Raw genomic sequence first — 25,176 nt, 5'->3', positions numbered from 1 at the left:
GCCATGGCCGGAAAAAGCAGCATTCACCGTCTCCCTGAGGAGATCAAGGCGTACATCGAGGCGCAGCTGGCCACCGGTTGCCATACGCTCGACAGCCTGATTTCGGACCTGCGTGAGCAATTCCCGGCCGAAGCCAATGCCGGGCAGTTGCCCAGCCGCAGCGCCATCGGTCGCTACGGCCAGAAGCTCGAACGGCGTCTGGCGGCTATCCGCGCTAGCACCGAAGCGGCGAAACTGATCCGCGCCCACGCCGGTGATGAACTGGATGCGCGCAGCGAGGCGCTGACGGCGCTGGTGCAGACGGAACTCTTCGAGGCGATCATCGAACTGCAGGAGGCCGACGACACGGAGGATCCGGGTGCGCGCGTCGAGATGCTCAGCAAGGCGGCGAAGAACATCGCAACCCTTGCCCGCAGCTCCGTCAATCTGAAGCGCTTCCAGTCCGAGGCTGAAGAGGCCGGGCGTCGCAAGCTCCTGGCGCAGCAGGAAGCCAACCTGCAAGAGGTCGCCCGCGCTCGCGGCATGGACGCCGGCCAGGTCGACTTCTGGAGGCGTGAATTCCTGGGGATCAACGCATCATGAGCATCCTGAATCCCGTACCGCGCGAGCAGTTGGGCACGCGCTTCACCCACTACGGCTGGTTCTGCGGCCTGGTGCCGATATACGTGGGCAACATCCTTGATGAAGCGCCCCTGGTCGCCGAGCGCAACGGCATCCCGGAATGGACGTTTAGCCTGGTCGGGCATCTGTACTCGGCGTTTGCCTGGTGCGCTGCTCAACTGGCGCCGTACCGGGACATCAGCGTCCCCATCGTGATCACCGGCGCCATTGAACCTACGCAGGACGATTCCTGATGGGCGCCGTTATCCAGCCGCTCGCGTCAACGCTCCGGGTCCTCGAATGGGACGATCTCCCCGCGAGCGTCCGCTCGATCTCGGACAGCTTCAATCCGCTCGCAGATGGCATTCTGATGCTGCATCAGCGCCAAGTTGCCGCGCTTCGCGCATCGATCATCGCGATTCCGAAGGGCCGGCGCACTGGCATTACGTTCGGCACCATGCTGGACAAGACCCTGGTCGCTGCGGCGCGGAAGTCCGCCGGCGGCGACAACGTCTATTACATCGGCGACACGAAGGAAAAGGGCCTTGAAGCGATCGGCTACTGCGCCAAATTCGCGCGGGTCATCGCGCGCGCGCAGGGCGAAGGGGTGTCGGGCGTCGAAGAGTTCTTGTTCGAGGACCAGGACGAAGGTGGGCGAACCAAGCACATCACTGCCTACCGGATTCGGTTCTCGAGCGGCTTCCAAGTCTGTGCCCTGTCCAGCCGACCCGCAAACATCCGAGGCCTGCAGGGGCACGTCGTCATCGACGAAGCGGCCTTCCATCCCGACGTTCAAGGCGTGCTGGATGCGGCTACCGCACTGCTCATTTGGGGCGGCCAGATTACGATCATCAGCTCCCACAACGGCAAGAACAATCCCTTCGCCCAGTTGTGCCGGGACATTGAGGCAGGCCGCTATGGCGCGGATGCAGTCGTGGTGACGGTCACGTTTGACGACGCGGTCGCCAACGGTCTGTATGAGCGTGTGTGCTTCATGAAAGGCACCACGCCCACTGAAGGTGGAAAGAAGGAGTGGTACTCGAAGATCCGCAACGCCTACGGTGTGCGGAAGGCCGCCATGCGCGAAGAACTGGATGCGATCCCGCGCGACGGTAGCGGCGTGAGCTTGCCTGGCGTATGGATTGAAAATGCCATGCGGGAAGAGCGGCCGGTCCTGCGTTTGGCGCTGGACGATGACTTCGTACGAAAGTCCGAGGCGGAGCGCCGCTCCTTCGTCGAGGACTGGATCCGGCGCAATGTGGATCCTGTTCTGGTATCGCTTGACCCGAAGCTGCAGACGGTCTTCGCGCAGGACTTCGCGCGCCACCGGGACTTCTCGATCTTCGGCGCCGCACAGTTGGAATCGAACCTGCTCAGGCGCGTGCCGTTCATCATCGAAATGCACAAGGTTCCTACGCGACAGCAGGAGCAGATTATCTGGCACGTCATCGACAAGCTACCGCGCCGGTGCGGCGGCGCCATGGATGCCACGGGGTCGGGTGAGACGCTCGCGGAATACACCGCCGACAAGTTCGGCCATGACCACGTGCACCAGATCAAACTGAACCGCGCCTGGTATGGAACATGGATGCCCAAGCTGATCCAGGGCTTCGAGGACGGCATGATCGACTTGCCGCGCGACGTGAACGTGTCGGCGGATCTGCGCTCCATTGAAGATGTCGAGGGCATTCCGATGGTCGTGAAACTGCGTCGCAAGGATTTGAAAGATCCGGAGCTTGTCCGCCACGGCGACTCGGCCGTGATGCTGGCGTTGCTGTGGTTCGCCTCGCTCAATCTCTCGGCGCCGATCGATTACACCTCGGTACCGCGGCAAACCGCCCGGTGGGATTCGCTGCCGACCGAGATCGACGACGACACGCCTTGGGCGGGTGACGGCGCTTGGCGTGTGGCAATTCAAATTTCCGGCGTTTTGGGGCGTTTTTTTGGGGGGGTGGCTACGCTGACCCCAACTCGCCTCTGGAGGCCATTTATAAACGCTTGTAAACGGGTTCCTGTGGCTTCGGTCGGCCAGGGATCCCTCGCAGGTTTGGGTTGAGACCCGAAAGAGAGAGATTCATGGCTCAAATCGTTGATCAGTTCGGCCAGCCGATCGCCAGCGAACATCTGCAGGAACCGCAGACCGCACGCCTCGGCCATCTGCAGTCGGAATGGGAGAACCATCCAACGCGCGGCCTCACGCCGCCGAAGCTCGCTGAGATTCTGCAGCGCGCCGAAACCGGTGACATGACGGCGCAGCACGAAATGTTCGCCGACATGGAGGAAAAGGATGGACATCTCTTCAGCGTGATGCAGACGCGGCGCCTGACCGTCAGCCAGCTCGACTGGTCAGTCGAGCCGCCCGACAACGCGACGAAGGACGAGGCCAATGAAGCGGCGTTCGTCAACGAGGTGCTGCAGAGCCTCGAGATGGAGGACATCCTGTTCGACATGACCGATGCAATCGGCCACGGCTTTTCGGCGCTGGAGCTGGAATGGGGGATGCTGGAGAAGCGGCGCATGCCGGTTACGGCCACCTTTCGGCCGCAGGGATGGTTTCGTACGCCTACTTCGCCTGGCCTTGATCGGAATCAGCTGCGCTTGCGCGACAACAGCGCCGACGGCGAAGAACTGTGGCCGTTCGGCTGGCTGTTGCACACGCACCGCTCGCGCAGTGGGTACGTCTCCCGCACCGGGCTTTTCCGGGTGTTGGCGTGGCCGTGGCTCTTCAAGAATTTTGCGGTGCGCGACCTGGCCGAGTTCCTGGAGATCTATGGTCTGCCGTTGCGGCTGGGGACCTACAACCCGAACACGGCCGATGACAAGGCTCGGGCGACACTCTTGCGCGCCGTGATCGGCATTGGGCACGATGCGGCCGCCATCGTTCCTGAAGGTATGAAGATCGAGTTCAAGGAGGCGGCCAAGGGGGATTCCACGCCGTTCGACAGCATGATCGGCCTGATGGAGCGCACGACGAGCAAAGCGGTGTTGGGCGGAACGCTCACCAGCGGCGAAGGCGAGCATGGCACTCAGGCGCTGGGCAAGGTCCACAACGAGCTGCGGCACGACCTGAAGAAGTCCGATGCGCGCCAGCTCGCGAGTACGCTGACCCGTCAACTGATCTATCCCATCCTGGCCGTCAATGGTGGTCGAACGTCGCTGTACCGTTGCCCCCGAATGGTGCTCGACACCCAGCAGCCCGAAGACATCAAGCTGCTGGCTGACTCGCTGCCGAAGCTGGTGGATATGGGTATGCGCATCAGGGCCGACTGGGCGCACGCCAAGTTGAAGATCCCGATGGCCGACCAGAAGGATGAAATCCTGCAGCCGGTTTCGCCTGCCTTCGGCGGACTGGCCGCGCTGCGAGCTGGCGCCCGAGGCCAGCCTGGCACCGCGCGCCTGGCGCAGTTGAAGGCTACCACCGAGGATCCAGTCAGCTCCGCAGGCGACGCGATCGACGGGCTGGTCCAGGCCATGCTCGATGAATGGCAGGCGCAACCTGATCCGATTCAGCAGGCCATCCAGGACGCGCTGGAACGCAGCACATCACTCGAGGACTTCCAGGCAGCGGTGGAGCAGCGCCTCGCGGCCCTGGACTCCTCCGCGCTGGCGGATCTGCTCAGCCGCGGCACGCTCATCGCGCGGATGTGGGGAAATCTGACCAACGGCGGGCGCACCTGACATGGCGGGCATAGAACTGGAGCCGCTGCCGCCTCAGGAGGCCGTCGAGTTCTTTCGGCAGAAGGGCTATCGCATGGCGTTCGCCTGGCAGGACATGCCGGCGCAGGAGCATGCCGCCGCCTTCACCGTGGCGAAAGCGATGCAGATGGACGTGCTCAAGGACATCAGGGGCGCCGTGGACCGCGCGATCGCCGAGGGAACGACCTTTCCAGATTTCCGCCGGGCCTTGGGCCCGCTCCTGCAGGACAAGGGCTGGTGGGGCAAGCGCGAGATGGTCGACCCCGTGACGGGCGAAACGGTGAACGCCCAGCTCGGCAGTGACGCGAGGCTGCGCAAGATATTCGAAGTCAACCTGGGCACAGCATATTCCGAAGGCCAGTGGGAGCGAATCCAGCGCAACATCGAGCTCTTCCCGTACCTGCAATACCTTCGCAGTTCCAGCGAAAACCCGCGGCTGTCGCACGCGGCCTTTGCCGGCAAGGTCATGCGCGCGGATGATCCTTGGTGGCAGTCGCACATGCCGGTCAAGGAATGGGGCTGCAAGTGTGGGGTCCTGCAATTGACCGAACGCCAGGTCTCCCAGATGGGGCTGACGGTCTCCGAGGCGCCCGCGGAGCGGTACACCGAGTACACGAACACTCGCACCGGCGAAACGATGGACGTTCCCGTGGGGGTGCACCCGGCATTCAACTATCGGCCAGGCCTTCGCCGGCAGACGCTGGCCAAGAGCATGATGGACAAAGCCGATTCTGCGGCGGCGACGACCGCGGCCCGCGTGTTGGCCGATGGGGCGAGCCAGTGGGCGCCACTGGTCCAGGCCGAGTTCGACGAGTTCGTGGGGCGATACGCCGAGAGCGAGCGGCGGGAGGTCGGCCAGCGCCGCGTAGTGGGCGCCTTCTCCGTGGGTACGGTGCGGGCGCTGTTGCAGGCGGGCCAGCTGCAGGGACCCGACGCACGGGCAACAATCCACGTGGCGATGTCGAAGCTGCGTCATCTTCTCGGTGATGGGCGCTCCGCCCAACGCCAGGCCAAGGGCGCCGGCGCGGAATTCGTGGGCCAATTGCCTACCTTGCTGCGTCAGGTCGGCGAAGCCTGGCTGGACGGCCAGCGCGTGGTGCTGCTATGCACTTCTCCCGCTGATTCGCGCCGGGTCGTGAAGGTCGTCGTCGATCTGGCCGCGCAAGTGCGCGGCGTGGGCGTGGGCAACGCAGTGGTGTCGATGGAATTGATTGACCCGGCGTCGTTTACCCGCAAGGGGTTGACCAGGTTGGAATGAGGGACGCTGCGGTGAGACGGCACCCGCATCGATGTGCGGCACCCTCACATGCCATCCGGGTCTGAGCCCGTATTGGATCGGAAGCCGATTTTCCCGAAACTCGCAGCGTGTTCTCCCATCATAACGCGACCGCAAAAATGCGGTAAACCCGTTTAATAGAGCGGATTGGGGCCGGGCGGCAGACTGCCGTCTATGGCTAAACCCAAGTCCAACCCTCCCGTCCTCGCCGCGTTCGCCGTGCAGCTCAAACGCACGGACGACGATGGCGCTGTTCCCGAGCTGCACCTCCTGCCCGACGGCGATTTCAAGCCGCAGGCCGCGGAGGACGCCCGCCAGATGCCGAAGTCCGGAACCTACCGGCTAAACGCCAAGCTCGCCACGGGTGTGATCGCCCTTGCCAAGGCTTGCGAGAATGCGCTTCCCATCGACTACGAACACCAGACTCAGCGCGCCGCCGAAAACGGCCAACCCGCGCCAGCCGCTGGCTGGATGGATGGTGCCAAGCTCGTATACCGGCCTGGCGAAGGGCTGTTTGCCCAAGGTGTCGAGTGGACCGCGCGCGCCAAGCAGATGCTGGATGACGACGAGTACCGCTACCAAAGCGCCACTTTCCTTCATGACCCTGACACGGGCGATGTTCTGGCGCTGGTCGGCGCCGCGCTCACCAATCGCCCGGCACTGGACGGACTGACCAGCGCGCAGCTGGCGGCCCTCAGCGCCCAGTTCGCGCGCCAATTTCTCCCCCCTAACTCCGAGGACGACATGAACCCTCTGCTCAAAGCCCTGTTGGAAGGCCTCGGCCTGCCCGAAACCGCCACCGTCGAAGAGGGCACCGCCGCCCTGGCCACCCTCAAGGCGAAATCCGCCGAGCTCGTCGGTCTGAACGCGCAGATCGCGACGCTGAAAGCGGCAGCACCGGATCCCACGAAGTACGTCCCGATCGACACCGTCAACACGCTGAACGGCGAGCTGGCAACGCTGCGCGCCCAGATCGCCAACGGCGAACTCGACCAGGTCATCGACCAAGCCAAGGCTGAAGGAAAGATCGCGAGCGATGCCGTGGAAACCGCATGGCGTGGCATCGGCCGCGCGGACATGGCGCAACTGAAGGCCCTGGTCGCGGCCACCGCTGCCAACCCGGCGCTGGCCGGCCGGCGCCAGACCGAGGGCAAGAAGCCCGACCAGGTCGAGGGCGAACTGTCCTCGGCCGAGCTCGCGGTGTGCGATGCGATGGGCCTGAGCGTTGACCAGTTCAAGGCCAGCAAGAAGGCCATGGCCAACGGCTAACTCACCCAACTACCCACTTCACATCACTTCCAGGAACGCTCATGACCGCGCTGACCCAAGATCGAAATACGCTTCGCCGCGACGGTAACCAGATCGAGCCCCCCGTGGCCGCAGCCACCCGGATCTACGGCGGCTCGATCGTGTGCATCAACACCTCGGGCTACGCCGTGCCCGGCTCGACCTCGACCACCCTCAAGGTCGCGGGAGTGGCCGAGGATCGAGCCGACAACAGCGGCGGCGCGGCGGGTGACATCCGCGTGCGCCTGCGCAAGGGGCCGCATTGCTTCGCCAACAGCGTCTCGGCCGACCTCATCACCCTCGCCGACATCGGCAGCGCCTGCTACATCGTCGACGACCAGACGGTCGCGAAGACCTCGGGCGGCGACACCCGCAGCGTGGCCGGAAAGGTCTTCGACATCAACGCCGATGGCGTTTGGGTCGATTTCGCCTGATCGACCCGCCCAGCTACCCGCACTCGGAGAATCCGAACATGATCATCAATCACCAAAACCTGGCCATCCTCAACCAGGCCTTCAACGCCGCGTTCTCCTCGGGGCTGACGATGGCCCAACCCATGTGGCAGCAGCTCGCCATGCTGGTCCCCAGCACCACGGGCGAAGAAAAGTACGCCTGGCTGGGCGCCATCACCAAGTTTCGCGAATGGCTGGGTGAGCGCGTCTACCAAAACCTCAAGCAGTCGGACTACTCGGTCAAGAACAAAACCTGGGAGAACACGGTCTCCGTCAGCCGCGACATCATCGAGGACGATCAGTACGGCGTGTTCAAGCCGGTCGTCCAGCAGCTCGGCCAGGATGCGGCCACGCACCCCGACGAACTGGTCTTCGAGCTGCTGCAGGCCGGTTTCGCCACCCGGTGCTTCGACGGCCAGTACTTCTTCGACACGGATCACCCCGTGGGCCTGCCCGGCAAGGAAGTCAGCGTCAGCAATTTCCAGGGCGGCTCCGGCGCCGCTTGGTACCTGGTGGACACCACTAAGGTGATCAAGCCGATCATCTACCAGCGGCGCCGCCCCTATGCCTTCGTGGCCAAGACGAGCCTGACCGACGACAACGTGTTTTCGCGCAACGAGTTCGTGTGGGGCGCTGACGGCCGGAGCAACGTCGGCTACGGCCTGTGGCAGCTTGCGTACGCTTCCAAGGAGGGCCTGGACCTGCAGGCCTATGCCGATGCCCGCGCCGCAATGCAGAGCCAGAAGGCCGACAACGGCAAGCCGCTGGTGATCCGTGCTGCCGAGCTCTGGGTGCCGCCCTCGTTGGAGCAAGCCGCGCTGGAAGTCATCCAGGCCGATCGCCTGGCCAATGGCGCCAGCAACGTCATGCGCGGTACCGCCAAGGTCGTGGTCTGCCCGTACTTGACCTGAACGGCGATCCACGTCCGCGCCAACTGACCCAACCCGCTTCACCGGAGATTGCCCACATGGCTACCGCCAAACCCCGAGGCCGCCAGGCCACCGCAAAAACCGCCATCGTCAAGCCCGACGGCGCCAAGGCCTTGAAGGTCATCCCGAAGATCGACGGCTTTCGCCGCGCCGGCCGTGCCTTTGCCGGTGAGACGGTGATTCCGCTGTCCGAGCTGACCGACGAGCAGTTCGAGCAGCTCACCACCGAGCCGCAGCTGGTGACGATCCTTATCGATCTGCCGGACGCCCAGGAACAAAGCGAGACCGCCGCCTGATACACCCGCCAGCGACGGGCGTTGATCCCCATCCGTTGCGTCTGACGGATGGCGGGGAGCCGAACAGACGATACCGCCAACCTTTGCCGGGGCTGGGTAACGGGAAATTGGTTGTCTAGCCCCGGCAATTTCACGGTCTTTTCCATGTCCTACGCCACTGCCACCGAGTTGCTTGTTCGATTCGACGCCAACGAGATCGCGCAGCGTTCCGACCGTCTCATCCCGCGCCTGGTCACCGACGAGATGCTGCGCACCGCTGCGGCCGGCGGCGACCTGAGCGGCTTTACGGACGCCGAGCGTGAGGCGATCGCGCGGGCCATGGAAAAGGTCGGGCGCGCGCTCACCGATGCGCGCAACACGATCGACAGCTACATCGCAGGCCGATACACGCTGCCGCTGTCGCCGGTTCCTCAAGTCCTCACCCGCATCGCTTGTGAGCTGGCGCGCTACTACCTCTATGACGATCAGTTCACCGAGCCTGTCAAGCAACGCTATGACGCGAACATCAAGTTCCTTGTCGGCGTGGCATCCGGCGACGTGAAGCTCGGCGTCGATGCCGACTCGGGCGTGGAGCCCGCCGGTGGCGGGCAGGTTGCGCTCGTCACGTCCGGCCGGGTGTGGGATCGCCGAACTTCGGGAGGGTTTCTCTGATGGTCAAGGCTGCGATCCATTACGACGGCCAGCGCGCACTGGATGCCGCGCTCACGCGTCTGGCTGTGCTTGGTCGTTCCCCGCGGCCGATCTTCCAGGCGATCGCCAACTACGGCGAGAACTCCACGCGGCTTCGGTTCGAGAAACAGGCTGGCCCTGACGGTTCCGCTTGGAAGCCTAGCGGCCGTGCCCTGAAGGCCGGCGGCCAGACGCTGGTCAAGAGCCGCCGCTTGCTTCGCAGCATCACGAGCGTGTACGGCGGGAACTTCGCGGCATGGGGCAGCAATCTCCCGTACGCCCGCATTCACCAGCTGGGCGGCGACATAGAAAGAGCGGCCCGCTCCGTGCGCGTGCGGTTGCGTACGGATGCCCGCGGCAACCTGATGCGCCAAGCCAACAACCGGAACCTGGCGCGGTTTGCTCGAGACGGTCACAAGCGCGCGCGGGAATCGTGGCACGAGGTGGCCGCTTACAAGATCCGCATGCCCGCCCGGCCGTTCCTTGGCGTCAACCGCGAAGACCTATGGTCCATGGGCCGGCTGACGGTGCAGGTGATTCGCGCCGCGGAAGGAGGAGCTAGTGCTCGGTAAACATGAACTGGCGATCATCGCCGCCTTGAAGGCCCGCCCGGGGATTCAGCGCACCACTCGCACGGTGGGCAGCCTGCCGGCCGTGCCCGACGACAACAAGCTGCTGCAGCGCTACTTGGTGGATGCGCCGGCGCTGTATGTGACCGAGGGTGTGTTCCGCGTGGTCGATGACCTGGTGGTGCTTTCGTTCACGATCGGCATCGTCGTCAGCAACGTAGGTGGAAACACCCAAGCCCGTCTCGGCGACGGTGTTTCGGTGAGCGCAGACCAATTGCTCGCCCTCGTGGTGCGCGCTCTCCATGCGCGGCGCGTGGGGGATGCCGGCTGGAATGTTCGGCGGGCGGAATATCTGGAGCCCATCGATGTGTTCGAGGCCGCCGGTCTCACCGTGGTCGGTGTCTCGATCGAAAGCACGCCCATGACCCTTCCCGAGGACCCGGACGAGGTTGCGGATCTCGGCGACCTGCGCCATGTCCACCTCGACATGGACATCGCCCCGCATGCGACGAGCGCGGAGCACGAGAAGTGGCTCCAGGAACCGCCTGATCACAGCACCGACAGACCTGACCTGCAGGCTGATATTCCGCTGGCTGGCGCCGGCCCCAATGATTGATAACGAGGAACCCGTATGAAAACCGTCACCCTCAAGCCGGCCGTCGTCGATGGCCAAACGCTCAAGGTCCGCAAGCCCCAAGGCGGCTATCTCTCGGCCGAAGGCGAGCAGATCGTGCTCACCACGTACTGGCGGCGGCGCCGCGATGACGGAGACGTCATCGAGTTCCCCGCGGCCACGACGCACAAGCACAGCGCGGGCAAGGCCACCAAGACCGACGCTTCGTAACGATTAAGGAGCCGCCATGCCGGACAACATCATCTACAACACGATCCCGACCGATATCCGTACGCCGGGTCAGTACGTCGAGATCGATAACCTCAAGGCGCAGACCGGTCTGCCGTCGCTGACCCGCCGCATCCTGGTGATGGGCAACCTGCTGCCGTCCGCACAGGCTGAACCGCTGACCCTCTACCGCGTGAATAGCGGCGACGAAGGCGCCCGCCTTTTCGGCCGCGGCAGCGTGTTGCACGAAATGCTGCGCCTGGTGCGAAACGCCAATCGGACCAGCGACGTCTGGGCGATCGGCGTGGAGGACCTCTCGGCCGGCGTGGCGGCAACCAAGACGATCACCGTCACGGGGCCCGCGTCCACGGCCGGCACGATCGCCCTCTACATCAACGGCCAGAAGCTCTCCATCGGCGTGGCCGCCGGCGATGCGGCCTCTGTCATCGCGACCGCGATCGCGGCCGTCGTCAACGGATACGGCAATGGTCCTGTGACTGCTGCAGCGGCCGACGACGTGGTCACGCTGACCGCTCGGCACAAGGGGGCGTTCACCCAGGGCATTGGTGTCCTGGTGAACTTCTACGACGACGAGGTGCTGCCGTCTGGCCTGGTGCTGGATATCGCAGATGGCGTAGGAGGTACGGGCAATCCCGACGCCGCCGACGTGCTGGCCGCAATTTCCGACGAATGGTTTTACACCGTCATCACGCCCTGGAGCGACGCGGCGAATATGGCATTGTGCGAGGCCGAATTCGACAGCCGGTTCGGCGGCATGGATATGCGTACGGGGCATCTTTTCACGGGCATCGCCGGCACCCACGCCGCGCTCACGACCTATGGCTCGGCCCGCAACAACGAACACAGCACCTTCATCGGCGTGAAGAATCCGCCCCAGGCGCCGTACCTCTGGGGAGCCGTCCTGGCCGCCGTGTCCGAGTTCAGCGGCGCGATCGACCCGGCCAGGCCTCTGCAGACGCTCGAGCTGCCGGGGCTGCTCGCTCCGCGCCCGAAAGATCGGTTCCGGCGAGAGGAGCGCAACCTGCTGCTGCATGACGGTTGCAGCACGTTCACGGTTTCGCAAGATGGCATCGTCCAGATCGAGCGGGTGGTCACCACCTATCAGACCAACGCCTGGGGAATCGAAGACGATTCCTATCTGGATGTGGAGGCTGTGTGGACGGCGGACTACATGCGCTACGCCTTCCGCGTGGCCGTGGCGATTAACTTCCCGCGCCACAAGCTCGCTGACGACGGTACGGACTTCGATCCCTCGCAGCCGATCGCCACGCCCTCGATGATCGCGGGCGTGATCCTTGCGACGGGGAAAGATCTGGAGAAGGCCGGCCTGCTGGAGAACTTCGAGGAGTTCAAGAACGCGCTGCGCGTGGTGCGCAGCATGGCCGATCGCAACCGCGTCAACGCCGTCATCCCGCCTGACCTCGTGAACCAGTTCCGAGTGTTCGCGGGCAGCATTCAATTCATTCTGTAAGGAGTCCAGACCATGTCTCAGGTTACTGGTCGAGTGTTCATCAGCGTGGGCGGGCGCCGCCTGCGCAGCAAGCCGGGCGCCACGTTGGATATGGGCGGCGTGTCGCGCGCTCCCGTCACCAGCGACAGTGGCGTCGACGGGTACACCGAATCCACGGTGGCCCCGACGATCAACTGCACGATCAGCCACATGAACGGCGTCAGCATGGCCGACCTGGCCGCCATTCGCGACGAAACCATGCGGTTTCAGACGGACACGGGCATCGGCTACACGATCCGTGGCGCGTGGTGCGCCTCGCCGCCTGTGCTCGGTGGCGGCGGCGAGATCACGCTCGTCTTCAACGGCATCGAATGCATCGAAGGCTGACGCCGTTTTCGTAAACCCATTTCAAGGAACGCTATGCCCAACCCTTTGACCGTCATCAAGACCCTGCCCAAGCCGTGGATGGTGGGCGGAAAGCCCGTCACCGAAATCGAAATCCGGGAGCCGGAACTGGGCGACTCCCTCGAGGCCGAGAAAGAGGCCAATCCCGCCCTGCAGCCGACCGCCTTCCAGGTGGCCCTGGCCTGCGAGCTGCTCGTCCGCGCTGGCGACGATACCGGGCCGTTCGTGCCGGCCCAGTTCAAGAATCTCAAGGGCAAGCAATGGGCGGTCTTCCGTGAAGCCATGCAGGAGGCCGAACAACTGGGGGAAGGCTGACGCGCGGCCAGCAAGGCGCGCTTCTGCAAATCATGATCCTCGCGTCCCGTCTTGGCTGGAGTCGGGCTGAGATCCTGGCGCTTCCGGTATCGGAAGCGCAGTTCTATGTTGATCAACTGACGAAAAAGAGACCAGGTTCATGAGCGACTACATCGTTGGCGTCCGGGTCGACGGCGATACCGCCGGTTTGGCCAAGGCCGCGCAGGCGGCCAAGAAGGCTCTCGAGAGCATGGCCGTCGCAGGCGCCAAGGATCTGGACGGCATCGCAAAGGCGAGCAAGAAGACGGAGAGCTCGCTCGTCGCCATGGGTACTCGCACTCAGCGGGAATTTGCCCGCATGGCTCAAGCCCGGGAAACCCTGGGCATCCGCTCCGAGCACCGCATTCAGCAGGAGATCCTGCGTACGCAGGCTGCCTATCAGCGTCTTGCGTCCAGCGGCACGATGACCTGGCGCGAGCAACGCCGCGCGGCCGACCAGATGCGCGAGACGGTTGGCCGCCTGAATGCCGAGATGGGCGTCTATAGCAATCGCCAACGCGCGATCGCCGGCCTGCAGCGAGCGGGCATGATCGCTGCAGGCGTCACGGCAGGCATCGCCGTCGTTGCGCCGAAGGTCGGGCGGGCGTTCCAGTACGACGAGCAGCTGGCCCACATGGCCAATACCGCCTACGGCGATCCCTCGCTGAGCGCGGCAGAGGACCGAGCTCGCCGCTTCGCCGGCCGCCAGGAGATGGACAAGGCGATACGCGAGGCGATTCGGTATGGTGGCGGCACGAAGGAAAGCGCCTCCGCCACCCTCAACTCGCTGCTATCGTCTGGACGCTTCGAGGCCGGAGATTCGCTGACGATATTCAGGGAGGCAGTCCGGGCGGCTACTGCCAACCAAGCATCAGGAGACGACTTCGCGCAGATCGCGTTCGCCGCGAACGCAAGCATGGGGATCAAGCCCGAGGAGATGGCGAAGGCATTCGGCGCCGCAACCTATGCCGGCCAGAGCGGTGCATTCGAGATTCGGGATATGGCGAAGGCGCTGCCCGGGCAGTTCGCGGCCGCATCCAATATTGGCCTTTCTGGGCTCCCGGGTCTGGCGAAGCTCGCTGCGCTCAACCAAGCCTCTCGGCTCACGGCCGGCACGGCCGACCAGGCGGCCACTAATACGCAGAACCTGCTCGCCAAGATGGGGGCTCGGGATACCCGGACCAATTTCTCGGCGCTGGGCGTGAACTATGACAAGCGCCTTGCGGAGGGCCGGATGCGCGGGCTGGACGCGCTGGACGTGACTGCCGACATCATTGAAGAGCAGCTGAAGAAGAACAAGAATTATCAGTCTGCGCTAACCGCATACCGCAACTCGGCCGAGGGTAGCGATCGTCAAGACGCGCTGGGGTCGGTTATGAAGATCGCCCAGGGCAGCGTCGTGTCCAAGCTCTTCCCTGACCAGCAGGCGATGATGGCATTGGTCGGTTTCCTGGCAGACCGAGGGAACGTGAGCAAGATCGCCAGGGACTCGCTGCTGCATGGCACGGAGGCAGTCGAACGCAACATGTGGACGGTAGAGGACTCCCCCAGCTTTAAGCTCAGCCAAGCCAAGGAGGCCGCGGAGTTCGCGAACTACGACGCGATGATCAAGCTGGGGCCCGCGGTCTCCTCGGTTGCGGATGCGTTTGCGGAACTGGCTCGTACGTCCCCCGAGTTGGCGTCGGCCTTCAGCGGTGCCATCACGATCCTGCAGGGCCTCGCCGTCGCGGCTGGCGTTATTGGCCTGGGCGGCGCGGTAATGGGCGCAGGCAAGCTCGCGGGCGCCGGCGGCCTGGCCCGTGGAGGGTGGGCGGCCGGCGGGCGCGCCGCCGCGGGCGTTGCCCGTGCTGCCACGGGTGCCGCGGAAGTGGCGGCGGGCGCTGCCACCGCGGGCGGCCTGGTCTCGGGTGGCCTGTTGCTGGCCGCGCCCGCGCTGGGCGCGTACACGTACGACCAGATGACGGGAACAGAAGGCGGCCTGCGTGCGCGTATTGCGGACCGTGAGGCCAGGATCAGGGAGTTCGACGAGCTGCTCGCGGCGAAGCGCGATGCAGGCGATACCGCCACCTCCATCGGCCGAGTCCAGGCGGAGCGCGACGCGGTAGCCGCCTCGCGCGACGAGATGACGCGCCGCCTGGAGGAGCTCTTGGCCACCACAAAGATTGGCGGCGAGATCACGGTCAACGTGACCGCGGCGCCGGGCGTGCAGGCGCAAACCGATTTGCGCCCCAATGACGGCACGAAGATGACCGGCAACGTCGGTCGAACCAACGTGAACACGGACTGATATGGGCTGGCGTGAAGAACTTCGACGGGTAGACCATGCCAATGGATCCGGGGTGGGAGCCACCTTTCGCGGCGTGCCTTTTCGCACCACCGACTCGGACACCGGGATCGGTCGACGCAATGAGGTGCACGAGTATCCGGAACGGGATATCCCGTACGCAGACGATCTCGGGCGCCGCGCGCGCACGTTCCGCGTGGACGGCTACGTGGTCGGGGAAAACTATCTGCAGGAGCGCGACGCACTGATCGAGGCTCTGGAGGCATATGGGCCTGGCGAGCTCGTGCATCCGCGCTATGGCATGCTCAATGTTGCCGTCGTCGGCCAGGTCAGTATCCGGGAGTCCCATTCGGAAGGCGGCATTGCCCGCTTCTCCATCCTCTTCACCGAGGCGGGTGAGAACACTTTTCCCCAAGCGGCGTCGAGCACCCAGGACGGAGTTCATGACGCGGCCGATGCCCTGAATGAATCGGCCGTAGACCGCTTGGAGTCGATGCTTGATGTCTCCGGCGCAGCCGCTCTGGTTTCGGATGTGGTTGGCCGCGTGACGTCCACACTCAATACCATTCAACGCATCGTGAGCCTGAATGGCATCGTGGGGCTGGCCGGGGACATCGTCAACGGTGTTTCATCCATTTCCGATCGCATCTCTAGCCTCATCCGCACCCCGCAGAATCTCGCACTGCAGTTCAAGTCCTTGTTCCAGCAGTTGAGCCGGGCCATTAAGCGGCCGAAGTCCGCCTTGGCAGACCTTCGCAGCGAGTACGGATCGAACGATCGCGCTCCCTGGGCGGCATCGGCCGGGGCGCCGGTCACGCCAGTTCAACCCCTAGGCTCCACGGCCGCGCGGCGGGAGGTCAACGCGGCCGTCATGCAGGAGTTTGTTCGATCCCAGGTGATTTCCACGCAGGCACGCATCTTGACCGATGCCATTGAGGCAGAGGACATCGTGACAGCACAGGATGCCCTCGACCAGGCCGAAGTGATCCTTGAAGAAATCGACCACGAGCTCGAAGCCTACGACCCTCCGCCGGCGATGGCTGCTGCGCTCATTCGGCTGCGGGTCGCGATCGTGCGCGACGTGTCCGAGCAGGCCGATCGTCTTGCTCATCGCTCCGTCTTTACCACGCAGGCCTTGCTGCCGGCATTGGTAATTGCGCAGAGGGTGTACCAGGATGGGACGCGGGCCGACGAGCTCGTCGAACGCAACCAGGTTCGTCACCCGATGTTTGTACCGGCCGGCCAGTTGGAGGTATTGCGCTAATGGCTCAAGCTGAAAATCTGGTCACGCTGGTCGTCGGCGGCCAGGCCTACGGTGGCTGGAAGAGTATCGAAATCGAGCGCGGTATCGAGCAGCTCGCGGGCGAGTTTCAGTTGACGCTGACGCATCGCTGGCCAGGTGAAAATGCGCCAATCGGCCTGCGTGAGGGATTGCCCTGCGAAGTGAAAGCGGGTCGCGATCTGCTCATAACCGGCTACATCGACACGATCGATATCGACCTGGAAGCGCGCTCCTGCCGCCTCGAGGTGAGCGGGCGAGACAAAACGGGCGACCTCGTCGACTGCTCGGCCATCCACGGTGGCGGCCAATGGAAGAACGTGCCGCTTGAGCAGATCGTGCACGACATATGCAAGCCCTTCGGCATCGAAGTTCTGGTGGAAACCGATACGGGCGGCCCGATCGACAGCTTTGCGCTGGACGACGGGGAAAAGGCCTTTGATGCGATTGACCGCGCGGCGCGATCGAAGGCGGTGTTGGTTTCGAGCGCCCCGGCCGGGCAGCTGGTGCTCACGCGTGCCAGCGAGACGCTCATCGAGACCCAGCTCGTCGAAGGCTTGAACATCCTCCGGATCCGCGCACGCCATACTTGGGCTCGCCGTCACTCGCAGATCCTGGTGAAGGCGCAGGTTGCCGGCAACGACAACCAGTTCGGTGCGACGGCCGCACACATTGAGGGGAAGGCCGTCGATCCGGAGATCGACCGTTACCGTCCGCTGATTGTTCATTCTGAGCAGGGGCTAAGTGCGGCGGAGTCTCAGGAGCGTGCTGCCTGGGAGGTATCCACCCGCATGGGACGTGGAAAGCGGGCCCAGATATCCCTGGTGGGCTGGCGTACCGGCAAGGATGGCCAGGTCGGCGAGCTGTGGCGCCCCAACACCTTGGTGAGGGTGACCAGCCCGCGCATGTTCTTGGACCTGGACCTGTTGATCACCACCTGCCGGTATACCCTGGACGAGAAAAATGCCCGCCGTACCACGCTCACGGTGTGCAGGCCAGAAGCCTTTGATCTTGAGGGCGCATCGCCTCGCCGCCGGCGCAAGCGCCACAAGCACCGGCAGGATGACTCGCCCTGGGACCTTTCGGGGACGGGGCGGGCCCAATGAACATCTCCTCTTTGGTCAACCGTCTCCGGCTTTACGTCGCGCGCGCCCTAATCAGGCGTGTCGACGACAGCGGTGGGCTTCAGATCGTGCAGGTGGCCATCCAGGCCGGCGTTACGCGCGACAATGTCGAACGCTTCCAACAGTACGGTGTAACGTCTGTGCCGTATCCCGATGCTGAGTGCGTGACGTTGTCTGTTGGTGGGAACACCGACCACCAGATCGTTATCAACGTCGACGATCGCCGCTATCGGTTGCGTGGGTTGAGGACGGGCGAAGCCGCGCTGTACGATGACCTCGGCCAGATGGTGCACCTCACTCGGGACGGCATCGTCGTCCGAGGTGCAGGAAAGCCGATGCGGCTCACCGATACCAGCGGAATCGAGCTGGATTCCAACGTGCGGATAACCGGCAATTTTCGTGTTGACGGCGATACTGCGCTCTTGGGCGACAGCGCTACCCACCAGGGTGTGAACATCGGCCGCGAGCACAAGCATGACGGGGTTCAGACGGGCCCCGATCAGTCCGGCTTCCCCATCGCATAGCCGATTCGGTAAACCCGTTTAATGGAGAGCTTGTCCATGTTCCGCGAGACTGCGGAGCATGGACTTTGCCCTTTCCCTCGATCCCGATTCCGGCCTGCTCGACATGAGCCTCGACGGGCCCGACTTCACCAGCGAATCCACCCTGGTGACCGCGGTACTCCTGAGCCTTTGCACCGACCGTCTTGCGCAAGCGCACGAAGTCGCGCCTGGTCAAGATCGGCGTGGCTGGTGGGCCGACGCTTACGCCACTCCCCCGAATGACAGGTACGGCTGCCGCTGGTGGCTACTCGCCCGAGAGAAGCAGTTGCTGGAGACGGTACAGCGCGCACGGGGATATGCCCAGGAGGCCCTGGCCTGGATGGTCGAGGATGGCCTGGTCAACGCCGTTGGCGTGACCGCCTTTGTGCCGCGCATGGGGTGGCTCGTCCTGCTCATCACCCTTCCGCTCAATGGCGGTGACCGCCGGTATCGCTTTGAATGGAACGCCGCCACACAGGCGTGGCGCTTGGCCGGCGAATCGTTCCAGGTCAAGGAGGCATGACATGCCAGTTCCGCGCCCAACGCTGCCACAACTGATCGAGCAGTTGGCCTCTGAAATGCAGAGCCGGCTGCCGGGCGTCCTCGCGCGCGCTCGGCGCAGCCTGGCCGGCGTGCTGGTCCGCGTCTTTTCGGGGGGCCTCGACAGCCTGTACAAGTACCTGGAGCGGCTGATCCGGAACGCCTGGCCGGATCAATGCGACGAAGAAGAGCTGCCCAGTCACGGGGCACGGTGGGGCGTCACGCAGAAATTGGCCTCTCCCGCAACGGGCTCGCTCCTCGTTGCAGGCGAGGCAGGCACGCCGCTACCCGCAGGAACCGTCTTCCAGCGCGGCGACGGCGTCCGGTTCACTGTAGACGTGGGCGTAACGCTGAGCGCAGGCGGGGCGATCGTTGGAATCACAGCGGAGCAGGCTGGCCAGCTGGGCAATACGGCAAAGGACGCGCAGTTCACTCTGGCGAGCCCCGTGGATAGGATCAACAGCGTCGCGGTCGCATCCACGGAGATCTCCGGCGGGGCAGACATCGAGCGCGCCGAACCGTACCGAGCTCGAATTCTTGAGCGCATTCGCCGACCGCCGCATGGGGGCAGCCAGGATGATTATGTCGGCTGGGCCAAAGAGGTCCCCGGTGTAACGCGCGCCTGGTGCACGCCGAACGGCATGGGCGTCGGCACGGTTGCAGTCCGGTTTGTCCGTGACGACGATGACGATCCCATCCCCGATGCAGGCGAGATCGAAACCGTACGGCAGCACATCGAATCAGTGCGAACTGTGACGGCCGAGCTGTTCGTCCTGCCCATCGTGCCCCTGCCCATCAACTATGTGATCTCAGGTTTGGAGCCGGATACCGCCGAAGTGCGTGCGGCGATCATCGCCGAGCTGAAGGACATGCACACGCGCGACGCAATACCCGGTGGCACGATTCTTCGCACGCATATGAACGAGGCCATTTCGATTGCTGCAGGAGAGCACGACCACGTGCTGTCATCACCGGCGGGGAACGTGACGTGCCTGCCGGGTGAGCTGGCCACGTTCGGGGGGGTCTCATGGCTGGCCTGAATAGCCTTGCCGCTTGGCGCGAGGCGCTGCTGGCGCTGTTGCCCCCCAGCTTGATGCTCAATCGGCAAGCTGACGGGGTATTGGCACGGACTTTGGAAGCCGTTGGCGCGGCCCTGCGCGAGGTTGAGCGGATGGGCTTGTCCATGGTTGCGCAGTTCGACCCGCTGCAGGCGGACGAGCTGCTCGAAGACTGGGAGCAGCTTTACGCACTCCCCGACGAGTGCCTCGACGCCCCTGTCGGGAAGGAGCAACGCCGGCAACGGGTCAACATGAGACGGCTCATGCTCGGCGGGGCCAATCCGGAGTACTTCCGGCAAATCGCTATCAGTCTCGGCTATCCCGCGGCTCAGGTTGAGGAGTTCCGCCCCTTCCGCGCTACCAGCAAGTGCAGCGCGCCCATCAATCAAGGCGGTTGGCGCTTTGCCTTTCGCGTCAACGTCGTTGCGGCCGCCAACGTCGTCCAGGCCACGGCCACCAGCACGTGCACGGCCCCGCTGCGCGCCTGGGGCGATCCCGGGCTGCTGTGCTTGCTTTCCCGGTACAAGCCCGCGCACACCGTTGTGCTGGTCGGGTACGTCGATTCCCTCTGATTTCACTTTCTAGGTGCGCCATGCGTCGAATAGCAACTGCCACACGTCATCTGAACAAGTTCGGGCCCGGCCGGGACGGGTTTACCAATGGGGATCCGATCGCCGGGGTGGTGTCGACGGATCTCCAGGCCGAATGGTTCGACTCCGTCCAGGAGGAACTCGCTGCCGTGGTCGAGTTCGCGGGCAAGGAACTCGATCCGAACGACAACACCCAACTCGTGACGGCGATCCGGGAGCTGCTCTCCCTGCGCCCGCTGGTTCGGTCCATCACGGAATTGCCGGAGGAAGATGTTGGTCCGATCGTCGTTATGGAATGCAGCGAGGTCTGGACATGGTCCACGTCGGCGCACTTCATCGGCTATCGCTCGCCGTTGTGCGGCAGGCCCCTCGACGGCCACACAGTGGCGCCTTTGGCGAACGAGATTGATGCAGTGGGCGGGGCGCTGCCCAAAGCGGCGTACGCGCGGCTGTGGGGCTACGCCCAGGAGAACGGGCTGGTCGTCTCCCAGGCTACCTGGACGGCAAATGTCGGCGCGCACTTCTTCGTCGACGTGGACGCGAACACGTTCCGGGTGCCGGACCTACGCAACATGTTCCGCCGTTACACGGGAACTGACGCTGACACTGCAAATGCGCGGGCGCCGGGTTCGAGGCAGCGTGACGCCCTTCAGAACATCACCGGCGGGTTCAATGCACGCTACTCCTCGATCATTGGGGCAGGCGCGGGAGCCATCGTGGGGGTGGCGGTGGGCAGTCAAGATTCCGCAACGATGACCTCGCAAGGGCCGGCCTATGAATTCACTTTCAACGCAAGCCGAGTTGCCAGAACTTCGACGGAAACCCGTGCCACCAACACCGCATACCATCCTCGAATCCATGCTTGATGCCTCTTTCACTGCAAATGTCAGGGCAATCGGAAGCCGCCAAGCGCAGGGCGTCCAGAGTCTCCCCGTACGCGTGTATTCGGGCGCGGGGAGCGGTCAAGTTGCTGCGTTGAGCAGGACTCCACTTGTACAGGCCGGTCTGGCGGCGGCTGTCTACCACGGAGACGTGTATGACCCCACCCTCATGACTGGCCGAGGCTCGGTAGGAACCGGCGTGGAAACCCGTCCGCCGAACGTCGGGTACCACCCGCGCATTCATTCCTGATCTACGCATGGATTCTCGGATGGAAAGCAGTGTTGATCGGGCGGGTTTCCTTGCCACCGAAGAAGGCAAGGCCCTCGCCGTATGTCGGAATGCCCGATTCACCAAGGTAGATCTGGGACGATCCAACCCCGGTCCCCGAGGACGCCCAGGTTTTGGCTGCTTGTCGGAGTACGTTGGCATTGGTGTTGACGGCCTCGGATTGGCGGCTTCCCATGGCCCGCGCATTTGCAGTGACATGGACGCTATGCATGGATGCGCGGGTGATAAGCAGTATTGACCGGCCGGGTTTCCGCACCGCCGAATTGCTCGATATAGGTAGTAGCCTGGACCGAGTTGACGCCCGTATTCAGGCCGAACAGTCCGCCGCCGGAGGCCGGCGACGCCATCAGGTAGCCGTTGAGGGCATGGCGGTGACTTTTGATCTGGTCAAGTTGCCGCCCGCCCAGGGCCCGCGCATTTGCAGTGAAGGGGACGTCAAGCATGGATTCGGGGGTGGTAGGCGGTGCTTACCGGCCTCGTTTCGCTGCCGCCCGCCGAGGCCGTTGTCTGGGCGGCGGTGCCGTTGTATGGAACGTCCGCAGACTTCCACGACGACCCCGACCCGTTCAACGACGGGAGATTGGGCAGGCCGTGGCCATGGCTTCGCAGCTGGTCGGCCTTCCAGCTTCCCAGCGCCCGCGCATTTGCAGTGAAAGGGGCATCAAGCATGGATACGAGGATGGAAAGCCGTGTTCACGGGGCGGGTTTCAACGGACGATCTCGCGACTCTCGACGAGTCAAACACGAATCGCATCACCGGACCGGATCCCCCTGCAGTCACGGTGGAGGCGACCGGCGTCTGCTGCTGCTTATAGAACGCCCCGGACTCATCTGTGTAGTCGACGGTGTTGCGCACGCCGAACGTTCCGACAATTTTTTGGAGGGCGTCGAGTTGCCGCGAACCCAGCGCCCTTGCATTTGCAGTGACATGGACGCTAGGCATGGATTCTTGGATGAAACGCAACGTTCAAGGCACGGGTTTCTGTCGAGGTGCGGACCACCCTGCTGGTATCGAAGGACACGGCGTCTCCGTTCGTGATGGATGCGTCATGGGTCAACGGGGCGGAGTTGGTGGCTTCCGTCTTGCCATGGAGCTGAAAGGCACCGGTCGCGCCGATGAGCGCACCGAACGCATTGATGGACGAGCGTGCCTGGATGCGGCCGACGGCCTTCTGAGACGCATCGGCCTGGCGACCACCCAGGGCCCGCGCATTTGCAGTGTTAAACCCAACCAAAGGAGAGCCAAATGGCTACCAAGATCGTTTATCAGACCGACCCTGTCAGTCGCCTCTTCCTCTATGAAACCGTGGCCAACGAGCTTCCGCTCGCGCCGGGCTTCTTCAATATCCCCTTCGGGGCCTATGAAGACGCTCCGCCGGAGGCGCCCGCGGGCTATGCCGCGCAGCGCAACGAAGCCGGCATCGAGTGGGGCCTGGTTGAGGACCATCGAGAAGAATCGCTCTACCTGGTCGAGGGCGGCACGCCCTATGCGCTGGGTAGCGTCATTGAAATCGAGGGGGTATCGATGACCTATCCGGGCTGGGGAGAGATTCCGACTTGGCTGACGCAGGTCGTCCCGGATCCCGTACCGTCCGAGAGCGGTCCGGCAGGCGAGTAAAAGACGCGGCGGTGTATCCGGCGCGGGAACGCCGAATACACCCCGCACCAGCAGAGACGAGCTGCCAATGTGGCCAAGGCCGCGCCACCTGTGCACAGGCGCGACAAGGCTACCATTTTGAAATGGTTTTACAAAATGGCATCTCCTATCGTTCCATGGCTGGGCGGCAAACGCCGCCTTGCCGACCGGCTTCTGCCGTACTTTCCGCCTCACCAGTGCTACGTCGAACCCTTCGCTGGTGGGGCCGCCATGTTCTTTCTGCGCCCGATGCCGGCGGACGTCGAGGTCCTGAATGACGTCAATGGCGAGCTGATCAACCTCTATCGGGTCGTGAAGCATCACTTGGAGGAGTTCGTACGCCAATTCAAATGGGCGCTATCGAGCAGACAGGTCTTCAAGTGGCTCCAGATCACGCCCGAAGAGACCCTGACCGACATCCAGCGCGCGGCCAAGTTCTTTTATCTGCAGCATTCAGCCTTTGGGGGCCGCGTTGACGGCCAGTCCTATGGCACAGCGACGACAGCGCCACCTGGCCTCAACTTGCTGCGCATTGAAGAGAACCTCTCTGCTGCTCACCTGCGCCTGGCTAGCGCATACATCGAAAACCTGCCATGGCTGGAGTGCATCCGGCGCTACGATCGACCGCACACCTTTTTCTTTATGGACCCACCATACTGGGAAACCGAGGGCTACGGTGTCACGTTTGGCTGGGAGCAGTACGAACAGCTGGCCGTTGTGCTCGGCCGGCTCAAGGGGAAGGCGGTGGTGACTCTCAATGACCACCCCGCCATTCGTTCCTTATTCTCGGCATTCCCAATCGAGTCCACCGACATTACATATACGGTGGGCGTCGGCGCGGGGGCCCAGCGACGTGAGCTGGTGATATTCAGCTGGGATGTGCACGCTGAGCCCGCAGGCTTGGTGTGAAACCTGCCGCAAGCCGGGCGCGCTGTCGGCGCCCGAGCTCACTGCGGGCCATTTCCCTAGCTAGGTCACGCCCTGACGGGTGGTAGTAGCGTAGCAACATGCGAGTGTCTCGATGGCCGGTGACCTTGGCCAGCTTATGCATGTCGAAGATCTCCGCGAGGCGAGTTGTTGCTTCGTGCCGAAGGTCGTGCAGCCGAAGGTCGACGAAGTACTCTGGTCGCGGTGTGCGTCCGTAGCGTTTGCACAATGCCTCGTACTCGCGCCGGGCGCGTGCTCGCGCCCGGCCGAATGCTCGGGTAACCGACGACGGCGAAATGGAGAAGATCCGGCCCTTTGACGGCCGTCCAGTCAAGTAAACCTTCAACCATGCCAGCGCCCATGGCGTGAGGGGAACGGCGCGTCGTTGCCCGTTTTTGGTGTCGTCCAGGTAGACGACGCCGTGGACAAGGTCCATTCGTTCCCGCCTGGCGGTGACGACCAGCTCGGACCGGCGCATGCCGGATTCCGCTGCGAGCACCATGATGGTGGGCAATTCGGCCGATCGCGTGGCCCGGATCAACCACTCGATTTCACTGCGCGGGCATTCTGATTCGGGGACACCACGCAGCCGAATATTGTCATATAGCCGCCGCGTCCGGGCGTCATTGACAGCTGGGCGATCGACGAACTGCAAGGGATTGACCAACGTTCGGTACTTCCAGGTCTTGCGGGCCACTGTATATAGATGAGACAGGAGGGCCAGCCGGCGGACAACAGTTGCTGGCGCCAAGGTCTTCTGCCAGGCCGCAGCAATGTCGCTGATGTCCATGTCGGTAATTGAGGATAGACGGCGATTGGCCAATCGGGTGGCCTGCCATCGGCGGGCAATGGAGGCGTCAGTGGCTGCGCCTTTCTTCTGGGGGGAGATTTCGGCCAGGTAGCGGGCCAGAGAATCGGAGAGGGTCGGGGTAAGGTTTTGGGGGCGATGTTTCCAGCGGCTCATAGGAAAAAGAAAAAAAAGCCGTCAGACTCGCTCTTTTGTAATTTCTTTTCTCCTGATGTAAATCTGGCCTCGTGTATTTATCGCAGCTCAAAGCACGCAAATTTCGCGCGCCGCTTCATCATGCCCAGTCCGCCGCGGCGCCGCCGGGGGAGACGCAAGGCGTGGCCCAGTTGCCCGCCGTGACCGTCAACGCGACCTCGGTGGACGACACGCTGGAGCACCTGTCGGCGCCCGTGAA

At 63.8% G+C, this 25,176-nt stretch carries 28 protein-coding genes; 26 read left to right on the top strand and 2 right to left on the bottom strand.

Translation table 11 applies throughout. The annotated features are described in order from the left end of the window. Positions 1–3: 3 nt before the first annotated feature. From ACN6PJ_RS27795 to ACN6PJ_RS27680, 24 genes are all read left to right on the top strand, one after another. Positions 4–582, top strand: a complete 579-nt coding sequence (locus ACN6PJ_RS27795) for a DUF3486 family protein (RefSeq protein WP_241049028.1) — start codon at positions 4–6, stop codon at positions 580–582. Then, positions 579–854 carry a hypothetical protein gene (locus ACN6PJ_RS27790; protein ID WP_427998985.1) on the top strand — a complete coding sequence of 92 codons (276 nt, stop codon included), beginning with the start codon at positions 579–581 and terminating at the stop codon, positions 852–854. The genes ACN6PJ_RS27795 and ACN6PJ_RS27790 overlap by 4 nt, the downstream gene beginning before the upstream one ends. Then, positions 854–2,656, top strand: a complete 1,803-nt coding sequence (locus ACN6PJ_RS27785) for a hypothetical protein (RefSeq protein ID WP_427998984.1) — start codon at positions 854–856, stop codon at positions 2,654–2,656. The genes ACN6PJ_RS27790 and ACN6PJ_RS27785 overlap by 1 nt, the downstream gene beginning before the upstream one ends. Before the next feature lie 20 nt (positions 2,657–2,676). Further along, entirely contained in the window at positions 2,677–4,278 is a 1,602-nt protein-coding gene (locus tag ACN6PJ_RS27780; RefSeq protein WP_427998983.1) for a DUF935 domain-containing protein, read from the top strand. A 1-nt stretch (position 4,279) separates the two neighbouring features. Then, positions 4,280–5,554 (top strand): phage minor head protein, encoded by a 1,275-nt coding sequence (locus tag ACN6PJ_RS27775; RefSeq protein WP_241049032.1) that lies wholly within the window; start codon positions 4,280–4,282, stop codon positions 5,552–5,554. Between the two features lie 192 nt (positions 5,555–5,746). Next, a complete protein-coding gene (locus ACN6PJ_RS27770) occupies positions 5,747–6,841 on the top strand; it encodes a phage protease (RefSeq protein ID WP_427998982.1) in 1,095 nt (364 codons plus the stop codon). A gap of 41 nt (positions 6,842–6,882) precedes the next feature. Then, the gene (locus ACN6PJ_RS27765) at positions 6,883–7,293 is read left to right on the top strand and encodes a hypothetical protein (RefSeq protein ID WP_427998981.1); all 411 of its coding nucleotides are present in this window, start codon (positions 6,883–6,885) and stop codon (positions 7,291–7,293) included. A gap of 38 nt (positions 7,294–7,331) precedes the next feature. Then, positions 7,332–8,222 carry a Mu-like prophage major head subunit gpT family protein gene (locus tag ACN6PJ_RS27760; protein WP_174715703.1) on the top strand — a complete coding sequence of 297 codons (891 nt, stop codon included), beginning with the start codon at positions 7,332–7,334 and terminating at the stop codon, positions 8,220–8,222. 56 nt (positions 8,223–8,278) lie between these two features. Next, positions 8,279–8,536: an HI1506-related protein gene (locus tag ACN6PJ_RS27755; RefSeq protein WP_174715704.1), complete on the top strand. Its 258-nt coding sequence runs from the start codon at positions 8,279–8,281 to the stop codon at positions 8,534–8,536. Positions 8,537–8,680: 144 nt separating this feature from the next. After that, positions 8,681–9,187, top strand: a complete 507-nt coding sequence (locus ACN6PJ_RS27750; RefSeq protein WP_175179693.1) for a gp436 family protein — start codon at positions 8,681–8,683, stop codon at positions 9,185–9,187. Next, positions 9,187–9,777 carry a phage virion morphogenesis protein gene (locus ACN6PJ_RS27745; RefSeq protein ID WP_343499623.1) on the top strand — a complete coding sequence of 197 codons (591 nt, stop codon included), beginning with the start codon at positions 9,187–9,189 and terminating at the stop codon, positions 9,775–9,777. Before ACN6PJ_RS27750 ends, ACN6PJ_RS27745 begins: the two co-directional genes overlap by 1 nt. Then, positions 9,767–10,390 (top strand): hypothetical protein, encoded by a 624-nt coding sequence (locus ACN6PJ_RS27740; RefSeq protein WP_427998980.1) that lies wholly within the window; start codon positions 9,767–9,769, stop codon positions 10,388–10,390. The genes ACN6PJ_RS27745 and ACN6PJ_RS27740 overlap by 11 nt, the downstream gene beginning before the upstream one ends. Positions 10,391–10,405: 15 nt before the next feature. Continuing rightward, positions 10,406–10,618: a DUF2635 domain-containing protein gene (locus ACN6PJ_RS27735; RefSeq protein WP_174715708.1), complete on the top strand. Its 213-nt coding sequence runs from the start codon at positions 10,406–10,408 to the stop codon at positions 10,616–10,618. A gap of 16 nt (positions 10,619–10,634) precedes the next feature. Continuing rightward, positions 10,635–12,107: a phage tail sheath subtilisin-like domain-containing protein gene (locus ACN6PJ_RS27730; protein ID WP_427998979.1), complete on the top strand. Its 1,473-nt coding sequence runs from the start codon at positions 10,635–10,637 to the stop codon at positions 12,105–12,107. 12 nt (positions 12,108–12,119) lie between these two features. After that, positions 12,120–12,473, top strand: a complete 354-nt coding sequence (locus tag ACN6PJ_RS27725) for a phage tail tube protein (protein WP_174715710.1) — start codon at positions 12,120–12,122, stop codon at positions 12,471–12,473. Between the two features lie 33 nt (positions 12,474–12,506). Next, positions 12,507–12,806, top strand: coding sequence for a phage tail assembly protein (locus tag ACN6PJ_RS27720; RefSeq protein ID WP_241049038.1), 300 nt, complete (start codon positions 12,507–12,509; stop codon positions 12,804–12,806). A gap of 139 nt (positions 12,807–12,945) precedes the next feature. Continuing rightward, positions 12,946–15,111 (top strand): phage tail tape measure protein, encoded by a 2,166-nt coding sequence (locus ACN6PJ_RS27715; protein WP_427998978.1) that lies wholly within the window; start codon positions 12,946–12,948, stop codon positions 15,109–15,111. A 52-nt stretch (positions 15,112–15,163) separates the two neighbouring features. Beyond that, a complete protein-coding gene (locus ACN6PJ_RS27710; RefSeq protein ID WP_427998977.1) occupies positions 15,164–16,372 on the top strand; it encodes a DNA circularization protein in 1,209 nt (402 codons plus the stop codon). Further along, entirely contained in the window at positions 16,372–17,493 is a 1,122-nt protein-coding gene (locus ACN6PJ_RS27705) for a phage baseplate assembly protein (protein ID WP_427998976.1), read from the top strand. The genes ACN6PJ_RS27710 and ACN6PJ_RS27705 overlap by 1 nt, the downstream gene beginning before the upstream one ends. Then, the gene (locus ACN6PJ_RS27700) at positions 17,490–18,035 is read left to right on the top strand and encodes a phage baseplate assembly protein V (protein ID WP_427998975.1); all 546 of its coding nucleotides are present in this window, start codon (positions 17,490–17,492) and stop codon (positions 18,033–18,035) included. The genes ACN6PJ_RS27705 and ACN6PJ_RS27700 overlap by 4 nt, the downstream gene beginning before the upstream one ends. 58 nt (positions 18,036–18,093) lie before the next feature. Continuing rightward, entirely contained in the window at positions 18,094–18,576 is a 483-nt protein-coding gene (locus ACN6PJ_RS27695) for a phage GP46 family protein (RefSeq protein ID WP_174715716.1), read from the top strand. Between the two features lies 1 nt (position 18,577). Further along, the gene (locus ACN6PJ_RS27690; protein WP_427998974.1) at positions 18,578–19,633 is read left to right on the top strand and encodes a baseplate J/gp47 family protein; all 1,056 of its coding nucleotides are present in this window, start codon (positions 18,578–18,580) and stop codon (positions 19,631–19,633) included. Continuing rightward, a complete protein-coding gene (locus tag ACN6PJ_RS27685) occupies positions 19,621–20,223 on the top strand; it encodes a putative phage tail protein (RefSeq protein ID WP_238877599.1) in 603 nt (200 codons plus the stop codon). Before ACN6PJ_RS27690 ends, ACN6PJ_RS27685 begins: the two co-directional genes overlap by 13 nt. A gap of 20 nt (positions 20,224–20,243) precedes the next feature. Then, complete coding sequence (locus ACN6PJ_RS27680) at positions 20,244–21,107, top strand: phage tail protein (protein WP_427998973.1); 864 nt, start codon at positions 20,244–20,246, stop codon at positions 21,105–21,107. Positions 21,108–21,614: 507 nt separating this feature from the next. Here the strand turns inward: ACN6PJ_RS27680 and ACN6PJ_RS27675 are convergent. Next, positions 21,615–21,854 (bottom strand): hypothetical protein, encoded by a 240-nt coding sequence (locus ACN6PJ_RS27675; RefSeq protein WP_427998972.1) that lies wholly within the window; start codon positions 21,852–21,854, stop codon positions 21,615–21,617. Between the two features lie 803 nt (positions 21,855–22,657). On the opposite strand from ACN6PJ_RS27675, the gene ACN6PJ_RS27670 reads away from it, so the two are divergent. Both ACN6PJ_RS27670 and ACN6PJ_RS27665 read left to right on the top strand, forming a co-directional pair. Further along, complete coding sequence (locus tag ACN6PJ_RS27670) at positions 22,658–23,029, top strand: phage tail protein (protein WP_427998971.1); 372 nt, start codon at positions 22,658–22,660, stop codon at positions 23,027–23,029. A 135-nt stretch (positions 23,030–23,164) separates the two neighbouring features. After that, a complete protein-coding gene (locus tag ACN6PJ_RS27665) occupies positions 23,165–23,956 on the top strand; it encodes a DNA adenine methylase (RefSeq protein ID WP_427998996.1) in 792 nt (263 codons plus the stop codon). Here the strand turns inward: ACN6PJ_RS27665 and ACN6PJ_RS27660 are convergent. Next, on the bottom strand, positions 23,916–24,938 hold the full coding sequence (locus tag ACN6PJ_RS27660; protein ID WP_427998970.1) for a tyrosine-type recombinase/integrase: 1,023 nt from the start codon (positions 24,936–24,938) through the stop codon (positions 23,916–23,918). The genes ACN6PJ_RS27665 and ACN6PJ_RS27660 overlap by 41 nt on opposite strands. Positions 24,939–25,176 lie beyond the last annotated feature (238 nt).

Origin of the sequence: Achromobacter sp. (genome assembly GCF_050285585.1) — a bacterium.
In the GTDB taxonomy this organism is placed as follows: Bacteria; Pseudomonadota; Gammaproteobacteria; order Burkholderiales; family Burkholderiaceae_B; genus Achromobacter.
This window is presented reverse-complemented; position numbering and strand designations above follow the sequence as displayed.